14 protein-coding genes are annotated in these 18,217 nt (G+C 58.6%); 6 read left to right on the forward strand and 8 right to left on the reverse strand.

Going from position 1 to position 18,217, the window contains the following annotated elements:
* Positions 1-661 precede the first annotated feature (661 nt).
* Positions 662-901 (forward strand): hypothetical protein, encoded by a 240-nt coding sequence (locus FOC40_RS01340; protein ID WP_004565363.1) that lies wholly within the window; start codon positions 662-664, stop codon positions 899-901.
* Positions 902-1,121: 220 nt separating this feature from the next.
* Positions 1,122-2,108 carry a hypothetical protein gene (locus FOC40_RS10625; RefSeq protein WP_231126039.1) on the forward strand — a complete coding sequence of 329 codons (987 nt, stop codon included), beginning with the start codon at positions 1,122-1,124 and terminating at the stop codon, positions 2,106-2,108.
* Positions 2,109-2,466: 358 nt separating this feature from the next.
* Here FOC40_RS10625 and FOC40_RS01350 read toward each other — a convergent pair whose 3' ends face one another.
* From FOC40_RS01350 to FOC40_RS01385, 8 genes are all read right to left on the reverse strand, one after another.
* A complete protein-coding gene (locus FOC40_RS01350) occupies positions 2,467-2,769 on the reverse strand; it encodes a DUF7701 domain-containing protein (RefSeq protein ID WP_004565360.1) in 303 nt (100 codons plus the stop codon).
* A complete protein-coding gene (locus FOC40_RS01355; RefSeq protein ID WP_004565359.1) occupies positions 2,770-3,237 on the reverse strand; it encodes a RipA family octameric membrane protein in 468 nt (155 codons plus the stop codon).
* The gene (locus FOC40_RS01360) at positions 3,234-3,617 is read right to left on the reverse strand and encodes a TIR domain-containing protein (protein ID WP_004565358.1); all 384 of its coding nucleotides are present in this window, start codon (positions 3,615-3,617) and stop codon (positions 3,234-3,236) included. The genes FOC40_RS01355 and FOC40_RS01360 overlap by 4 nt, the downstream gene beginning before the upstream one ends.
* Positions 3,618-3,684: 67 nt before the next feature.
* The gene (locus FOC40_RS01365) at positions 3,685-6,540 is read right to left on the reverse strand and encodes an SNF2-related protein (protein ID WP_231126040.1); all 2,856 of its coding nucleotides are present in this window, start codon (positions 6,538-6,540) and stop codon (positions 3,685-3,687) included.
* Between the two features lie 17 nt (positions 6,541-6,557).
* Entirely contained in the window at positions 6,558-9,524 is a 2,967-nt protein-coding gene (locus FOC40_RS01370; protein WP_004565356.1) for a DEAD/DEAH box helicase family protein, read from the reverse strand.
* Between the two features lie 15 nt (positions 9,525-9,539).
* Positions 9,540-11,411 carry a site-specific DNA-methyltransferase gene (locus FOC40_RS01375; RefSeq protein ID WP_004565355.1) on the reverse strand — a complete coding sequence of 624 codons (1,872 nt, stop codon included), beginning with the start codon at positions 11,409-11,411 and terminating at the stop codon, positions 9,540-9,542.
* A 50-nt stretch (positions 11,412-11,461) separates the two neighbouring features.
* Positions 11,462-12,115: a hypothetical protein gene (locus FOC40_RS10540; protein WP_004565353.1), complete on the reverse strand. Its 654-nt coding sequence runs from the start codon at positions 12,113-12,115 to the stop codon at positions 11,462-11,464.
* 112 nt (positions 12,116-12,227) lie between these two features.
* Entirely contained in the window at positions 12,228-12,977 is a 750-nt protein-coding gene (locus FOC40_RS01385) for a DeoR/GlpR family DNA-binding transcription regulator (RefSeq protein ID WP_081445528.1), read from the reverse strand.
* A 394-nt stretch (positions 12,978-13,371) separates the two neighbouring features.
* On the opposite strand from FOC40_RS01385, the gene FOC40_RS01390 reads away from it, so the two are divergent.
* The 4 genes from FOC40_RS01390 to FOC40_RS01405 all read left to right on the forward strand — a co-directional run bounded on the left by FOC40_RS01390 (position 13,372) and on the right by FOC40_RS01405 (position 18,215).
* On the forward strand, positions 13,372-14,418 hold the full coding sequence (locus FOC40_RS01390; protein ID WP_039929637.1) for a substrate-binding domain-containing protein: 1,047 nt from the start codon (positions 13,372-13,374) through the stop codon (positions 14,416-14,418).
* 91 nt (positions 14,419-14,509) lie between these two features.
* Positions 14,510-16,054: a sugar ABC transporter ATP-binding protein gene (locus tag FOC40_RS01395; RefSeq protein WP_004565349.1), complete on the forward strand. Its 1,545-nt coding sequence runs from the start codon at positions 14,510-14,512 to the stop codon at positions 16,052-16,054.
* Positions 16,051-17,121, forward strand: coding sequence for an ABC transporter permease (locus FOC40_RS01400; protein ID WP_004565348.1), 1,071 nt, complete (start codon positions 16,051-16,053; stop codon positions 17,119-17,121). The genes FOC40_RS01395 and FOC40_RS01400 overlap by 4 nt, the downstream gene beginning before the upstream one ends.
* A 5-nt stretch (positions 17,122-17,126) precedes the next feature.
* Entirely contained in the window at positions 17,127-18,215 is a 1,089-nt protein-coding gene (locus tag FOC40_RS01405; RefSeq protein ID WP_231126041.1) for an ABC transporter permease, read from the forward strand.
* Positions 18,216-18,217 lie beyond the last annotated feature (2 nt).

An 18,217-nucleotide genomic window follows, 5' to 3' on the forward strand; every position in this document is an offset into this window, starting at 1 on the left:
AGATGCGTGCAGGCACGGCTTGATAGGGGACCACACGGTATTCCACGTGGTTCCTCACTGGCGAGCCAATCCTGCAATGATGGCTCCCTCAAAGCGCAACTGTCGGATCGCCCAGCGGATCGCCCGCACACCCAAACGTGCCCGGGGTGCGCACACCTTCTCGCTATGCTCCAGGAATGTCGCCGTCTGGCAGGTGCGTTTGCGGCGCATCCAGCGGCGTTTGTGCCACCGGATCCGCACGGGACCCCGGCCCAAGGGCGCGTCGATCACCTCCACCACGACGCACCCGTGACCGTGAGCAAGTCACCCCACAACTCGGGCAGCCAGCACAGCGGTCACAGGACTCTCTGTCGAGCACCAGAGCATTTGGGGTGCGAACCACGATCATCGGATGGAAACCCTCCAAGTCAACGAGCAGATCACAACGATCAAGCGACACAGAGCAGCAGCAGGTGGGTGATACACCGCCCGGTGCCCTTGAAGACAGCGGGGGTTGAAGTCCGCTCATCATCAAGGACCTTGACCTCTACCCGCAACCCCGACCAACACCCGGTCACCCACACTCACCTCAGAAGAGCCCTATTTCCGGCCGATCCCTGACGAGGTCGCAGGGCGTGAGGTCGCGAGCCCGGTGTCACCGGTCCTCATTACGAAAATCCTCATGGGAACGCTCGGCTGCGTGCCTGCGTATGACAGGTTCTTTCAGGATGGTGTTGCGAAATACAAAGTGACGACGCAGGAATACAGTCCGGAGTCCGTCCTCAGGCTCGTGGACTTCTACGAGGCCCACAACGACCGTCTCGAGGAAGTGCGGCGCGGAATGAAGCGCGATGACCTGATCTATCCGCAGATGAAGGTGCTGGATATGGGATTTTGGCAGATTGGGTTCGAGACTAGCTGAGGTGTCAAAATGGCGCTGAGGTGCTCATCTTCGGAATCAGTGTGTATGCGGTCTGTCAGCGTTGATAAGTCGATTGGTTAAATTGTTCAACACTTGATTACCGCACAGCTTGCTGTGGGGCGTTCGCAGTTTGATACATATGTTTGTGAAGTAATGTCCGGTGATAAAGTCTCAGTGAGGCTGTCGATGTGGACATGACTTGACTGACGAAGGAGTAGTTGTGGAGTGGATTGACTATGCTGTGAAAGGCATTGGTTTCCTCGTAGCGCTCGGAACATTCACAAAATTGGCGATCGAAATTTATAAGGTAATTAAGAATGGTTTCGATTTTAAGAATTGGTTTAGTTATCGACGAAAGGTGAAAGGGCTCAAGTATCTGCGCATTTTTCAAAAGCGTGGCGCGCTCGGATTTAGGAATGAAACATCAAATATGGTGAGACAGCAGCTGACGCGTGAAATTGCCAAAGATATTGTCCATTCTTATAGTCTTGAAAAGCGTGTAAGTAGATTTACTAGGAGCACTAGGGAAGTAGTCAAAGCTCTCGTAACACTTTTCATCCAATTTGTTATCCTGGTATGTATTGCTGCATTGTTGAGTATTACAGAAGCTACGCCCTCGCAACAGAAATTAATTGATGCAGGCAAATATGCGCTTTGGTGGTTTTTTGTAGGTACCGTTGGAATATCGATATTGCAACTAATTGTTGCTTTGAGTCGCGCTTGCGAGGAATTCCGAAGCATGGTTGAAACCTCACGCCTCAATGTAGTACAGGTTCCGATTGAATCGATTCCCTACTGTGTTGAGAAAGATAAAGACTACATCTTCGTTGACGCGACCATCAGAAAGCGATATCAAGTCCCGTTTATGGGGAGAGCGGACAGTGTACAGATGCTCCTCGATCATGGTGCAGTCACAGAAGTCGAAGTGGCTTTGAAGAAGTCTGAAGCCAAACAAATCAAGGCTGACGACTACGAAGAAGTGGCCGCTCAGCTTGTCGATTCGTTCCTCGCAAAGACTCGGGAGCATGGCAGCGAGCCGGTCTGTTTCGTCTTCTCACAGGCAGGTATTACCGCAGTTCTCGTCACGCAGCTGTTGCGAAGTAAAGGGCTACGAGCGTTCTATATTGGCGCTACAAATGGCTACGAGTCGGAAGTCAGAGAGGCTATTCGGGAGATTCGTATACTCCGTGAGAGTGGTCTGATCTGAGTTGCTCAGAGCTTTGTTGGTGTGCTGCATGAATAGATTGACGGGCGACAGCCCGGATCGAGACCAAATGTTGATGCTGGCAGAGCGACGACTTAAGCGGCTTGCGACATGGCGGGGCGGTCAGAGGAGAGTAGTCGTTTCACTTGGCTGCGGATCGCGAAGTGCAGCATGACCGCCGCATCCACACCAGCCTCGGCGGCAAATCCCCCCATCGAAGACGAACTACACCAAGCGGCCCGGACAACAGACGCAAAACAAACCGTCAACAATTTGCGCACAGGCCTACTCTTGCGTTGGCGGGTTGTGGCACGGGGTGTGTATCGGGTGTGGGGCGTGTGGCTTCTACGGATGAACGCATCTAAGCCTGCGATTCCTGTTGCTTTACACGAGCCGCTTGGATGATTGCCTGGAGAAAGGGCGCGTCCGCCGATCGTGTTTCAGCATCGAGTTGGTCAAAAGGACGAGCAGCTTCATGGTCGGGGTCCGTCTCGCTGATCCAAGCCGCCCAAGCGTCGTGGACGTCTTCGCAACGGGTGTTCGCCCCCTTGGCTCTCATGAGAACCGCATAGGCGCGGAAGAGCGCCTCCGAATGTGCCGGTATCTCGGTACCGTCGGGAATCTGCTGTCGGATTAGTTCAGCATCACGTTCGATGTAGTTCATCTACGCACCCAAGCATCCCAACACAACATAGAGTGCCGCATACACGAGTGGGACGTACTTTTCGACGTTTCCCAGCTGCTTGTACTCAACCTTTAGTCGCTGGATGCGGCTAATGGGCTCATCAGAATTCCCCAATTTGATCCATTCATCTCTGAAGGGCTGAACTGGCAAATACTCATGTTCGATAGCGTTGATGACCTTAAACTTTGCCTTGTTGAGTTCACGGTAATTGCGCAATAGCAAGAACCAGCAGAACGCTAGTACAGCACCCGCTAAACAGGTCGCCCGCAATGCCCAGGGACCAGAGTTGGAAGGAAACAGTCCGGCTACCGCGACTAAGCCTGTGTTGACGGTCAGAAAGAAGGCATTTGCCGTAGCACGCCGGGAAGAGACCCGATCCGCCATTTCAACCGCCAACTTGTAGATGTCAAGGACTTGGGGGTCAACTGAAGCTGGCTGATCGTTCATCGACTTCCTCCGACCAGGATCTTGAGGTTGTCCCAAGTCCACTCGTAGAGCTTGTCAGAGAGCAGTGCTGTGCTCGGCTTAGTGACATCACCGGTGGAGTAGCCTGCAAGAAGGAAATACGGGATGCCTTCCTCCTGCGCCATCTTAAGTTCTTCGGCGACACCGGTCGCCGTGTGTGCATGACGACCGCACAGGACGATCACCACGTCACATTGGCGAATTCTCCTGCGTGCCTCGCTCTTCCAAGTGGGCGATGCTTCCTTGATGGACCAGTCGGCGATAGCGAATGGGCTGTCGCTCAGTTCGGATTGCGCCAGTAGCGCGACCTTAATTTCGAGGTCGTGGTCGTAGTCGAAACTGACGAAGGCTCGAGTAAGCATTGTGTGCTCCAATCTCTAGATTCGTTTGAATTTCACAATATGCGATGACTTGGGATGTTCCCTTGCCTCAAGAGACCTCCCAGGACACGGTGAATAGTTCGTTGGTTTCTTCCTTGGGTTCGAGGGCCATCGAGGCTTTGTCGAGGTAGGCGTCGGATTCGTCGCGGAGTTTGTCGCGTTGGCGGCGGTATTCGTCGTCGGCTTCTTCGGCTTTGCGCCGCCATGAGCGTGCTTCACGGGTGAGTTTGAGTTGCTCGGCCGTGTTCTTGGCTTTGCGTGCTGCCTTGGTGGCGGTCGTTTCTTTGGCGTGGTAGTCGCGAATCTTCGCGTCGAAGATAGCCTTGAGGTCCAGGCGGGCGGCGTCGATGAGTTCTTCTTGCTGGAGGTAGAAGGTGGCGTTGCGCTCTTGCACGTCAACCCCAACGGTTTGGCGCAGCTGCTCGATCGCGTCCTCGAATCCTTGGGTGTTCACCTGGTTGGGTTGTGTGGAGACGCAGTTCAGGTCGAGTAGGTCGCGGATTTGTTCTTGGTCCATGGGGGTGCCGTCAGCGAAGAAGCCTGCCAGGAGTAGGTAGGTTTCTTTGAGGGGCTGGTCTGCGGCTTGCATGGTGAAGGTGACCTGGTGGGCGCTGATCCGTCCGCTGCGGCCACGCAGCCGTTTGGCGATGGCCGTAGCCCTGTCGCTTCCGTGGGTTTGGAAGACCAGGTGTGCTGGTGGGGTGGTGCGTGTCTTAGCGGTGGTGACTACCCATTGGGCTAGATCGCTGGCGTAGCGGTATTGGTGTGCGCCGGTGCGTGGCTGGGATTTGAAGAAGTAGTTGCCTGTGGGGATACCTGCTGCTGGGGCGCTGGTGAGGGTGAACTGGGTGCCGGTGTCGTTAAAGGACGCGTAGCCGCCTAGTTCGTGGCGGGTCAGGTCGATGAGGAGGCGTTCGAAAGCGTTGAGCACGACGCCAGTTTGAGCGTCGTAGGACTTGAGCTTGTCGCGCACCTTGGGGTCGAGGTTGTCGAAGACTTTCTTGCGGGTGCGTTTCATTTCCCGGTCGATTTGCGCACTGTAGCGGGCTTCGAGCTCGTTGAAAGCTTCCTCGATCTGCTCTGCGGTGGTGCACCGTTCGAGGATCGCGGCAATGTTTTTCTCGAAGTCCAGGCCGTCTTCGATTTGGCCGAGGACTTCGTCAGAGGCCCCGAACACGGAGGTGAAGAGTTTGAACTTTTCGGTCAGCAACTGCAGGATGCGTTCTTCGGCGACGTTGCCTTTGTTGGAAAAGTTCACCACGATCACGTTGTGTTTCTGCCCGAAACGGTGGACGCGGCCGATGCGTTGTTCCACGCGCTGAGGGTTCCATGGCAGGTCGTAGTTGACCAGCATGGAGCAGAACTGCAGGTTGATACCTTCTGCGGCGGCTTCGGTCGCGATCATGAGCCGGCCACGCTTGCGGAACTCATCGACCAGGGCTTTGCGCCGGTCAGCGGCCGGGATACCAGTGATCAGGTCACTGCCCTCGTTTTCTTTGAGCCAGGCCTGATAGATCTGGTTCGCGTGGGCACTGTTGTTCGTGCCGTTAAACATGACAATGCCTTCACCCCATCCAGCCTCCGCAAGGCTGCGGGCGAGGTAGTCCTGAGTGACGGTGGAGTCGGTGAAGATAATGGCTTTTTCAGGCGCGCCGATCTCACGTAGCCGATCAAAACCTTGCTCGAGCGCGTCGACGAGTTTGACGGCTTTCTGGTTAACCGTGATCGAGCGCGCCAGATCCGCATAGGAGCGAAGCTCAGCAACCTCAGCCAGCATCGACTCCCGCTCCATGCCAGACAAGGGGGCAGAATCAGATGCAGTGTCGGTTTCGTTGCTCTCTTGGGCATCTTCTCGTTCTTCACCGGTCAAGTCCGGGTCGCTGATGAAACCACCAGCGTCGTTACGCCGCATGCCTGCTTTGGCTTCTGCCTCCAGGCGGGCGGCGATAGACGCCAGTGTGGAAGCGACCGCGTAAGACGACGAGCCCAGACGCTTACGCACGATGAGCGCTGACAGGTGGCGTTGGGATTTGGAAAACGCCCATAAAAACGGCCGCTGCAGGTAGGCGTTGATCTTCTCATACAGTTCGACCTCAGCCTGGCTGGGGTTGAACGCGACTGTCAGCGGCATGCGGGTAGTGAAACGAATGTACTTATCCGCATCCCGCCGCAGCGTGCGCTTAGCGATCTGAGCGATCCGCTTAGACAGATCATCATTACCCACGCCGCCTGGATTCTTGACGTAGCGTTCTTTGAACGTGTCTAGGGAGCGGAAGAAATCCGGATCAAACACGGCCACGAGCCCGTAGAGTTCTTCGAGCCGGTTTTGCAGGGGTGTGGCTGTGAGCATCACGGTCTTGGACGAGGCCCGGCAGATACGTGCCACGTTCGTCGCGATCTTGGCCTGCCCGGTCCAGTAGGCGCGCAGCCGGTGGGCCTCATCGCATACCACCAAATCCCAATGACGCGTCAAGGTCAGATGCTGGGAATTAGCGAACTCATAGGAGCAAATCAACACCTGCTCAGCAGCATTGGGGGCCAGCAGTTCATCCAGGTTTCCGCGCTCAAGCAGTGAGGCTGGGAGTGCGAATTTCTCGTCCAGCTCTTGCCGCCACTGCTGGCGCAGCGAGGAGGGCACGATGATGAGGATGCGGCGTTTGCGTTCAGCCCAGTACTGGCTGATCACGATCCCGGCCTCGATGGTTTTACCCAAGCCCACCTCGTCAGCCAGGATCACGCCCGGGGTGAAGGGGGTGCGCAAAGCGAACAGTGCCGCGTCCACCTGGTGGGGTTTGGGCTCGACCTGGGCGTCAAAGAGCAACCCCGCCAGTTTACCTACGTGATCACACGCGTAGGAGCGATCCAGTTCGTAGGCGTAGAACTTGGCTTGGTAATCGCTGAGCACACCACCCTCCATCACGTTTACAGCCCCCAGTTGTCCGGTGCGGCGACCTTGTAGTTCACCCCGATGGCTTCGAAGTGCTTGATCGCCGCGTTAATCTTCGCGTTCTCACCCGGGCGACGCTTAGTCGGATCCAGGCTCGACTTCGTCTCCCGGATCAAATACAGGCGGTCCTGGCCGTCCTCGGTTTTGATGATCGCCCAGTCCGGGTTGTAATCCCCAACAGGGGTTGGGATACGGAACTTGTTGGGCAGTTTCATGAACAAGCGGATGTCTTCTAGCCCGTCCAGGTACTCGGCGAACTGACGCTCGACCGCGGAGTCAAAGACGACGTAGTCAAAGTCCGTCTTGTCCGTGTTGGTCACCTTGTAGAGCTGGTCAAGGAAACGGTCTTTCTCCTCAAGGCCGTCTTCTTGCAACTCGCGAAGCTCGTAAATGCTCCCGCCGATCTTCTCGTACTGGATACCCTCAACCACCACGTGAGCGAGCTCTTCTTGAATACAGACAGTGGCCATCTTGATGAAGTCGTTTGGGTTACCCAAAAACTCTCCAAGCCGCCCCGAGCCGATGAGGATGTCGATGATCGTCCGCCGGGTCAGCGAGGTCGCTTCCTGTAGCTGGGCCACGATATCGGGCAGCGGGTAGGAGCCGGTTAGGTCTGCGCCACGCGACCCTAGCGTGTTGCCCTTGGTGCCACCACGAGTCATCGTCATTTTCGTGCGCGTGACCTGGATACGGATCGGCTCGGTCCTGGGAGCCGTCTTGATCCGGTTCACGCACGCGTCCACCAGTGCTTGGCGTTCAAAGTTGACCCGGTAGGTGGTGCGCTGGGTGATTTTGTCCCAGAACTCCTCAAACCCAGGGGCCGCATACAGTTCCTTGTTCAGTTTGCGGGCCACACGCTTGCGCTTGCGCTTGATGATGGTTTCCATCTTGCACGCGTTAACGATGTTGATGACATCGTCCTCATACTCCGCATAGGGCTCGGGCAGATCAACAGTGAAGCCAAGCTGCTCGGGCCCCCAGCTTCCCTGGACCTCACCCTGCTCGTTAATGAAGCCGCGCCGGTGGAGGTGATCCCAGATCTCGGCCGACCGCTTCGCACCCAGCGCGGTCTCTTTTCCATCAACCGTGATCGGCAGGCGCGAAAACTCCTGCTTACGCACAAACCCGATCGCCACGCCCGCCTTCTGGTACTCGTTCTGCAGTGCTGAAGCGAACGCCTTATACGACTCGTTAGACACCACCGTCAACTGCGCCAGCCCAGTATCGCTGATGCGCTCACCGTCCTGGTTCACTGGTAGACGCAGGCCACGACCGATCGTTTGGCGGCGCTCGGTTTCCGAGGCCATGTCACGCAGCGTGCAGATCTGGAATACGTTCGGGTTATCCCAGCCCTCACGCAAAGCAGAGTGGGAGAAAATGAAGCGCACCGGCTCATCCATACTCAACAAGCGGGCCTTGTCACGCATGATCAACTCATACGCGTCATCATCAGCCTTGGTCTTGCCAGACGAGTCCTTGAACGTCATCACCGCGTTCTTGCCCTTACCAGACTTCATCTGGGCGAAATAGCCACTACGCGCATCCAACGCCGTAGCAGGCATGATGTCCCTGGCTTCGGGCTGGCGATCTAGTTCCTCGGTGTAAAGCTCATCGAACCAGGTAGCAAAGTCGCCGTTTGCGTCCAGGTTGTTGATCCCGTCCCCCAGATACGAGGCGACCTTGTCGATAAAGAACAAGGACAGCACCTTGATGCCCCGGGCGTGGACCTGGAGTTCTTTACGGATGTGTTCGCGGATGGTCTCGCGGATCATTTCCCTGAACACCGCGTCCTGGTTCGAGCCGATCTCATCCCCAACAGACAGGTATCCGTAATTGGACAGTTCGATGCGTTCAGGCTCAACGCTGATCTCGCTGACCCGCCAGTTACCCTCATAAGCCGGGTTACCGCCAGAGATACGCTCCAAGTCATCACCCTGAGCGGCGATCACTTTGCGCTTGGCATACGATCCGTCCTTCTTACGGCACACCAACTCCAGGGAGGCTTTGAACGGGTCACGAGACACCCTAAGTAGCTTCACATACGGTTTAGCGCTCCCGCCAAGCTCCTGAGCGTCCGAGACCACGATCGTTTTCACCAGACCCAGCTGATGGGCGTCCAGCGGGTCCAGCCGGTACACCACGTTACGGGTCACCCGGTGGGTGGCGGAATAGCGCAGCGTGCACAACGGATCCAGATCAGCCACCGCTGACTGAGCTAGCATCGACTCCATGTTCTGGGGCTCATCCATGATCACGATCGGACGAGTCGCCCGCAGATAATCCAGGGGCCGTAGCCCAGCAAGCTTGTCCCTGTTCTGGTACATGATGCGCGTGTTCTTATCCCCACGCAGCGAATCGATCGTCATCACCAGAAACTGCAAACTCGTCGCCGACGCGAAATCACGCACCTCCTCAGCACGCTCGCCCGCATACACCGAAGCATCCATATTGATCTCCGGATACAAATGGCGGAAATGCTCCCGCATCAAGTCAATAGAGGTCTTCACGCCCTCACGAATCGCCACCGACGGCACCAGAATGATGAACTTGGTAAACCGGTAACGCTTAGCCAGCTCAAACGCGGTACGCAAGTACACGTAGGTCTTGCCCGTACCGGTTTCCATCTCCACATCAAACTGCAAACCATCAGCAAGCGCCTGCGCACTCTCCAGGCCGTTACGATCTTGGACCCGCTGCAAGTTCGCCAGGATCGTGTCCTCATCCAGCACCAGGTTGTTACCCACCGCGCCAACCTCGGCAGCGATATCCAAACTCACCTGACCAGACACCTCAGCACGGTCAAACAAGGCAGGCTCGGACGGCAACAGCCGGAACGTGGTCACCAACTGGTCCGCGTCCGCGGGCTGCCCATCGAACAAGTCCGTGACCGCTTCGATCGCGGAAGCCTGATAAGGCTGATGGGGATCAAACTGAAAACGCATCACACCCGCTCCCTCTTAGGCCGTCCACAAGTCCACGCCGTGGGAGCGGCATTCCTGAACCAGGTTTGTCTTGAGCACGTCGTCACCCTGGAAAGCGTCTTCCAGCACCACCAGGCGACCCGGTTCAAGGGCGACCATGGCGCGCAGTTGCTCCAGGGTGGGCTTGACGTGCTCGTTCAGGTAAGCGACCAGCAGGCCATCAGCGACGCTGAACGCCTCCAGCCCGGCCACATCCACACGCTCAACCTGCTCGGTCAGCGAGAAACCAAGCTTGAGCAGCACCTCGGTCAGTAGCGCTTCTGGGCGGGCGTCATCATCCGCAGACTCTCCCATTCCAGCGAACAAATCGGCCAGCTCCTCCTCGGACAGTGAGGAATCCGCACGCCACTTCGCAAAGTTCGTGTCAACAAGCTTGTAAGCACGGAAGCCGATATCGAGAGAATCTGCTCGACCGTCGGGCTTGCTTACCTCATTTTCAAGGATTTTTTTGCCAGCACGACGGATGCGCTCGCGCGAAATTTCAGCGATAGTTTGAAATCCTGCTTCCTGTGCCGCCGATCCTGCCGGCGTCGGCTCCGGTAGCTGCACAGAAATGCTTCGACGGTTCCCCCTGTCTTCAGCGTTTAGCTGCATGACCGCATGAGCAGTCGTACCCGAACCCGCGAAGAAGTCGAGAATTATGTCATGGCTATGAGGCTCGGTTGCGATTGAAACAAGAAATTTGATCAATCTCGCGGGTTTTGGAAAGTCAAAGACCCCCGCAACCCCTAGAGCATCCTCCGCCTCCTTCTTTCCAGTACGGGTAACGCCGAACGTCTCTCCCGCTAGTAAGCTTCTGACTTTGACTCCAGATTTCTTGTAGTTCTTCGTATAGACATTCCCGTTGTGGAAAACTAGCTGATCCATGCATTCGGCGACCTTTTCACGCGACCAACGCCAGATCGCGTTCGGTGCCTGTGGGTTCCTGTGACTGAGACGATAGATTTCACCGTCCGGGCCGACGAGATCGTAGTCAAGGGACGCAGAATACTGTAGGTTCTGCTGATCTAACCGAACCAGAGAATAGTCGCCATGCTCGTCAGAGTGATTGTATTGAGTCGTGGTCTGCCTATACTGGTCAAGACCAAACCGAGCTTCAGTGTACCTGCGGGCATAAACCAAGATGTATTCGTGCTCCACGACCGCGAACTGCGAGTCGTTCTTGCCTGTTCCACCCTTCTTCCAAACTAATTCTGCAACGAAATTTGCTTGCCCGAACACTTCATTGCAAAGCAATTTCAGATGTGCAACCTCGCTGTCATCAATACTTAAGAAAATAAGACCGTCTGGCACCAACAGGTTTCTGGCTAGCTTAAGACGCGGATACATCATGTTGAGCCAATTGGAATGGTAGCGACCATCACTCTCAGTGTTTGAAGATACTTTCCCAGATTCGTTTACCTGGTTGGTCCACTCAAGGTAGGCGGACATGCCATCGCGGAAATCATCGTGGTAGACGAAGTCCTTACCAGTGTTGTAGGGAGGGTCGATGTAGATCATTTTGATCTTGCCGTAGTAGTGCTTCTGCAGTACTTTCAACACTTCGAGGTTGTCGCCCTCGATGAACACGTTTTGGGTGGCGTCCCAATCTACAGAGTTCTCTTTGTCGGGCATCAGGGTTGCCGTCGTCGGTGTTTGCGCTGCACCGATGGCTTGTGCCTTGCCCGGCCAAGTTAGTCCGAACCTCTCACGGGCGTCATCAACATGGACTCCGAGGATGGTTTTAAGCTTCTCGATGTCAACTTTTCCGTCCGCCACGACTTCCGGGAACAGTTGAGCGAGTTTGTTCGCTGCCTCTGTCGTGAAATCGGGTGTGGTGTCTGGGACTTGATTAATTGTGTCTGACATTGATTGCTCCGTTGCTTAGTAGGTGGAAGTCTGGGGGTCGCTATGCGTGCTCATGGTTTTCGTCGCTTGGATCGCTGCGCGACGTAGCTAGGGCGATTTGTTCCAAGCTGCAGTCGGCGTGGCAGATGCGGGCGAGGACGTTGGTAGTGACGTTGCCGTCTTTGCTGGGTTTGCCCTGCGAGGGTGGCGTTGACGATCGTGAGTCTGTTGTTGATCTCGTCGAGCTGCTGTGTGAGCGGTCGCAGTTCGGAGCGGCGCAGCGCCTGTTCCTCCCTGGCTCTCCGCTCGGCGTCGAAGAGATCAAGGTCGGCGTGGGTTCGCAGCTGTTTCGCTTCGCTACGAGCCTGGAGGAGTTCTTTCTGCGGGGCGTTACGTTCTTTCTTCGTCGTGAACTTGATGTAGTTGGAGTACTTGCCTTTCGCCATCGCGCTGAGCGCGTCGACTTCTTTGCGTACCTGGTCGTAGGGGAATTGGATCTTCTCGATCTCCTCGTACGCGCCGAACAGTCGCAGGAGTGCTTTCGCACCTTCGATGTCGTTGGCACGCTCCGCGCGCGCACGGTACTCGTCCAGCAGGGCGTCGAGAGCGGACTTCGAGGAGGCCGGGGTCGCGTCATCCGAGCGGAGTCGAGCCGTGTCGTGGGCGTTGGAATCCGCCTCCATACCGGGCAGTGCCATGAAGTCGTCGTCGCGCGCAGCAGTCATGTGACCAAGGATAGCGGGTAATCTACGACACACAAGCTAGGTGCGTGTTGCGGGCGGGGATACAAGGGGATTGCTGCGACACTGCGCCGCGGCAGCGCGCCGCATTCCACGCTTAACTCTGCGCGACCTCAGCCCGGATGAGGGGGATCGGGTATGCCGCCGCCGAGATGGGGGAGAGGAATGAGTCCGTGATGCCCGCCGTGAACGCGTCAATGCCGAGGACCTTGTACAGGGCGTTGCGGCCGAACTTCGTCGAATCCGCGACGAAGTAGGCGGTCGACGCGATCGAGCGGACCTTCTGCTGCAGCTCGATCGAGTAGCCGGACGACGCGTAAATGCCGTCCTCCATCACCGAATTCGCCCCGAAAACGGCGGTGTTCACGCGGATGTGGTCCAGCTGGTCGATGGCGGTGGGCCCCCACATGTGGGTTCGGTTCGGCAGCAGCTCGCCGCCTACGAACACCAGGTTGAGCGACGGCTTCTTCAGAATCTCGAGGCCCACCAGCAGATCGTGCGTCACGACGGTCACGCGGCGCGCGTCGAGGGCCCGAGCCACCTCGAGACACGTCGACCCCGAATCGATGAACACGGACTGGCCGTCGAGGATGCGCTCCGCCATGGCCGGGCCGATCGCCCGCTTCTCCGCGCGGTTCGGGGAATCCTGCAGGAACTCCTCGGTGTCCTCGTCCTGGGGGATCGGGATCGCGCCACCGTGGGTGCGGCGCACGAGGCCGGCCTCGGCCAGGTGCTCCAGGTCCCTGCGGATGGTTGACACATTGACGTCGAGAGCCTCTGCCAAGGAGGACACGGTCTCGAAGCCTGTTGCCTCAATCATGGAGACAATGGTGTCTTGCCGGGTCACGATGGTTCCTTCTGCTGGCTATGGTCTACGCGGGTGCGACGAGGGGTACGGATGATGCCTGCAATAGTGCATCGTGATCGCCGCCCGCTTGACACTGTACCGAACTTTCGGCGCGAATGTGCGCGATACCGCGCAACGATGGCATTTGCCTAAATCACCAGTCCATAGGGGCGTTTTTCGCTCAGCATTTGCGTATAACCGTGCGTTGAGCTGCGCGTCCATGAGCAGTTATCGGCGAATCAAGCCGTCAGATATGCGCGAAAGTGAGTTGCCACTGCGCGAAACCGCGTGTAATGTAAGTGATTGCGACGCGGGTCACGCCATGATGCGTGCGTCATCGCAGGAGATGGCGAACCCGGAACGTCCGACAACTAGATCACGAGGAAGTGACGACATGAAGATCGGAAGACTGACGGCAGCATCGGTGTCCATTGCATCGATGCTTGCTCTGACTGCCTGCTCGACCGTCGGAGGGACGACAGGCGACAACTCCGCATCAAACACCGGCTCGGCCGCGGGCGATTCCGGCAAGACGATGGTCACCGTCGTCAAGGTCAAGGGCATCGCATGGTTTGATCGCATGGACGTGGGCGTCAAGGAATGGGGCGCCGACAACGGATACGACACGCGAACGGAGGGTGGAACCGACGTCGCACCGGAAAAGCAGATCCAGATCATCCAGGACCTGATCGCGCAGAAGCCGGTCGCCATCACCGTCGTTCCCAACTCGCCCGAAGCCCTCTCCGCAGTCCTCGAACAGGCGCGCGCACAGGGCATCAAGGTGGTCTCTCACGAGGCGACCGGCATTAAGAACGTTGACGTGGACATCGAGGCATTCGACAACGCCTCCTACGGTGTCGACATCATGAAGAACATCGGGGAGTGCACGGGCGGCACCGGCAAGTACGTGCAGTTCGTCGGTGGTCTGACCGCCAAGACCCACATGGAATGGGTCGAGGCCGCCTACGACTACCAGCAGAAGAACTTCCCCGGCATGGAGCGCGTCGAGACGCCCATCGAGTCGACCGACAACGAGACCGCAGCCTACGAAAAGGCCAAGGAAGTCCTCGGCAAGTACCCGGACATCAAGGCCTTCCAGGGCTCCGCCGGTAACGACGTGCCCGGCATCGCCCGCGCGATCGAAGAGGCCGGCCTGTCCGATCAGGTCTGCGTCATGGGCACCTCCATCCCCTCGGCCTCCGCGAAGTACCTGGCAACCGGATCGATCGACAAGATCTTCTTCTGGGATCCCGCCCTCGCCGGCAAGGCCCAGCTGCAGATCGCGAAGATCCTCGCTGACGGCGGCACCATCACCGAGGGCACGGACCTCGGCATCGAGGGTTACAACAACCTCCACAAGCTCGACGGCTACGACAACGTCTGGGTCGGCAACGCCCAGATTGCTGCGGACGCCGAGCAAGCGAAGAACTACGACTTCTGATCACGCAGCCCCGGCCTCGTGACACATCGGCACGAGGCCGGGGCGGGCGTCCCACGACAGCGCAGTCGACAAGACACTCGAAGGAGAGCACATGCGCAGCAATGTGGATGAAGCACCGCGCCCCCACGGAGAAGGCGTCAGCGTGCAGGAGAACCCCTTTCTAGAGGTTCGGGATATCGTCAAGAACTTCGGCGGTGTTCGCGCCCTCGATGGCGTCAACATGGCCGTCTGGCCGGGAGAAGTGCTGTGCCTGGCCGGCGAGAATGGCTGCGGAAAGTCCACTCTCATCAAAGTCATCTCCGGAGTGCACGCGCCCGACGCGGGACGCATTCTCATCGACGGCCACACCGTCTCCTCGCTGACGCCGCTGAGCGCCATGGACGCCGGCATCCAGGTCATCTACCAGGACTTCAGCCTGTTCTCGAACCTGACGGTCGCCGAGAACATCATGATGACCTCCTCGGTCACGGAAAAGAAGAAGTTTTTCAGCTCCACGAGCGCGAAACAGCAGGCCGCGCAGATCGTCGAGCGCCTCGGCGTCCCGCTCCCGCTCGACGCCGACGTCGAACAGCTCTCCGTCGCGGACAAGCAGCTCACCGCCATCTGCCGCGCCCTGGCCGGCAACGCGAAGCTCCTCATCATGGACGAGCCGACGACCGCCCTCACCCAGCGTGAGGTCGCGCGCCTGTTCATGGTCGTCGAAAAGCTGAGCGCGCAGGGCGTCGCCCTTATCTTCGTGTCGCACAAGCTCGACGAGGTCATGGCGATTTCGCAGCGTGTCACCATCATGCGCTCGGGACGCAACGTCATCGATTCGCCGGTCGAAGACCTCGACCGCGAGAAGATCACCCACTACATGACAGGCAAAGAACTCGACCAGAGCCGACGCGTCCCACCCCTCGCGGAGGACGCCGAGGAGCGCCTGCGCGTCGAATCCCTCACCTCCCAGGGAGGCTTCGAGGACGTCAGCTTCTCCGTGAAGAAGGGCGAAATCCTCGGAATCACCGGGCTTCTCGGATCCGGGCGTACCGAAATCGCCCAGGCTCTCTTCGGCCTCCTGCCCATCGACTCCGGTCGCGTCTACATCGATGGCGAACACGTCGAGGTGGGCTCCATTGGACAGGCCATCAAGGCCCACATCGGATACGTCCCCGAAGACCGACTCACCGAGGGCCTCTTCCTCGACAAGTCGATTGCAGACAACGTCATCGCCGCGTCCATCGACCACCACACCTCGAAACTCAACACGCTGCGCAAAGACAAGATCCGCCAAACCATCGCCCACTACTTCGAGTCGCTGCGCATCAAAGCCCCCGACGTCCTCGCCCCCGTGCGATCCCTGTCCGGCGGCAACGCCCAGCGCGTCGTCCTCGCGAAGTGGCTCGCGCGCCACCCCAAGGTCCTCATTCTCAATGGGCCCACGGTCGGCGTGGACGTCGGCTCCAAAGCCGAGATCCTCGACATCCTGCGCGAACAAGCGGAAGCCGGCATGGCCATCGTCATCATCTCCGACGACGCGCCGGAACTCGTCTCCTGCTGCCATCGAGTGCTCATCACCAAGGGCGGCCACATCGCCGCCGAACTGGCCGGCGATGACGTCGATGCTCGAACGATTAGAAAGATGGTCGTGTCATGAACATGAATACCGTCGCACGGCGCGTCCTGCGCTGGATCTGGGGACCCAACCGTGAAGGAATCGTCCTGTCCGTACTGGTCCTCCTGACCATCATCATGTCCGCAATCAGCCCCGCGTTCTTCACGGTCTCGACGCTCTTCTCCCTCCTGCGTTCCTCCATCGTCCCGATGATCTACGCCCTCGGCGTCCTCCTCGTCATCATCTCCGGCGGCATCGACGTCTCCTTCGCGGCCATCGCCTCGTTCGCCTCCTACGCCACGATCGTGTTCCAGCTGAGCCGAGGAATCAACATCGGCCTTGTCGGGTCCTTCGCGATGGCGCTGGCCATCGGAGCGCTCCTCGGCCTACTCAACGGCTACCTGATCTCCAGGTTCAAGCTCCCGACCCTCATCGTCACGCTCGGCACCCAGGGAATCTTCCAAGGCTTCCTCCTGGCATACATCGGCTCGAAGTACATCGCCCAGCTGCCCGAGGGCATGGCGTCGGCCTCGACCGCGAACCTCGTCTCCGTCGAAACGTCGACGGGCGTCGCGCTGCTGCACTCCATGATCATCCCGGCCATCATCCTCGCGATCGTCATCGCACTGGTACTCAGCCGGACCATGTTCGGGCGCGCAATCTACGCGATCGGCGGCGACACCGAATCCGCCCACCGAGCCGGCATCAACGTCAAACGCACCCAAATCTGGGTGTACGTCATCGCCGGAACCCTCGCCGCAACCGCCGGCATGGTCTACATGATCCTCGGCAGGTCCGCCAACCCCCAGGAGCTCGTCGGCCACGAACTCGACATCATCGCCGCCGTCGTCCTCGGAGGTGCGTCGATCTTCGGCGGACGCGGGTCGGTGCGCGGAACGATCCTCGGTGTGCTGCTCGTCCAGCTCATCAACAACTCGCTGATCCTCATCGGCGTCCCCAGCGCCTGGCAGCGCGCCGCCGTCGGCCTGCTCCTCGTCGCCGGTGTCGGCATCCAAGCGCTCGCCGCAAAGCGCGCCGCGCGAACGCTGCGCGCCAAGAGCGCCCAGGCCGACAACAGCAACGCCGTCCCCCAAGCCGTCGAAGGATGAGTCCCATGAACAAAACACTCCGCGACACAAACTCCCGGATTGATGGCTTCAGCGCCTCGCTCCTCTCCCGGCTGCGCCGCGACCGGTCGATCGCCCGCATGGTCCTCATCCTCCTCGTGGCCATCGGAGTCTTTTCGATCCTCTCCCCGAGCGTGTTCCTCACGGGCCTCAACCTGCAGAACATGCTGCTCGGCGTCGCAGAAATCGGCATCCTCTCCATCGCCATGATGATCTCGATGGTCACCGGCGGCATCGACCTGTCGCTCGTCGCCATCGCGAACCTCTGCGCGATCACCGTGTCAACCCTGTACACCTCGAGCGCGCTGGGCGGATCCGAACAATGGGGCCCCGTCATCATCCTCATCGGGCTGGGGGTCGGACTCCTGTGCGGCCTCGTCAACGGCGTCCTCATCGCCTACGTCGGCGTCACCCCGATCCTCGCCACGCTCGGCACCATGCAGATCTTCAACGGCCTCGCAGTCGTGTGGACGGGCGGCAAAACCCTCTACGGATCCCCCGAGGCGTTGACGGCGTTCGGTAAGACCGCAGTCGCAGGAGTTCCCCTCCTCTTCATCGTCTTCGGACTCGTCGCCCTCCTCGTCGGATTCATCCTCAACCGCTCCCCGCTGGGACTGTCCCTCTCCCTCGAAGGGTCCAACGGGACGGCCGCCCGATTCTCCGGAATTCGTTCCTCCCGAATCCTGCTGAGCTCCTACCTGCTCACCGGATTCCTCGGCTCCCTCACGGGCATCGTGTTCATTGCACGAAATCCCACGGCCTCGGCGGACTATGGCGCCTCCTACGTGCTGCTCGTCATCGTCATCGCCGTCCTCGGTGGGACCAATCCGAACGGCGGTTTCGCCACCGTCGGCGGTGTTTTCCTGGCAGCCCTCACCCTGCAGGTCGTCCAAAGCGGCTTCACCTCCATGCGCCTGTCCGCCTTCCAGTACGCGATCGCCCAGGGCGTCATCCTCATCGGCGTCCTCGTTCTCGACTGCGTCGACTGGAAAGACGTTCGAACACGCCTGACGTCAACGTTCAGGCGCCCACAACCAGCAGCCGCCCTCAATAGCGGCGCAACAGAAAGGAAATGATC

Source organism: Schaalia odontolytica (assembly GCF_009730335.1).
Classification (GTDB): Bacteria; Actinomycetota; Actinomycetes; order Actinomycetales; family Actinomycetaceae; genus Pauljensenia; species Pauljensenia dentiphila.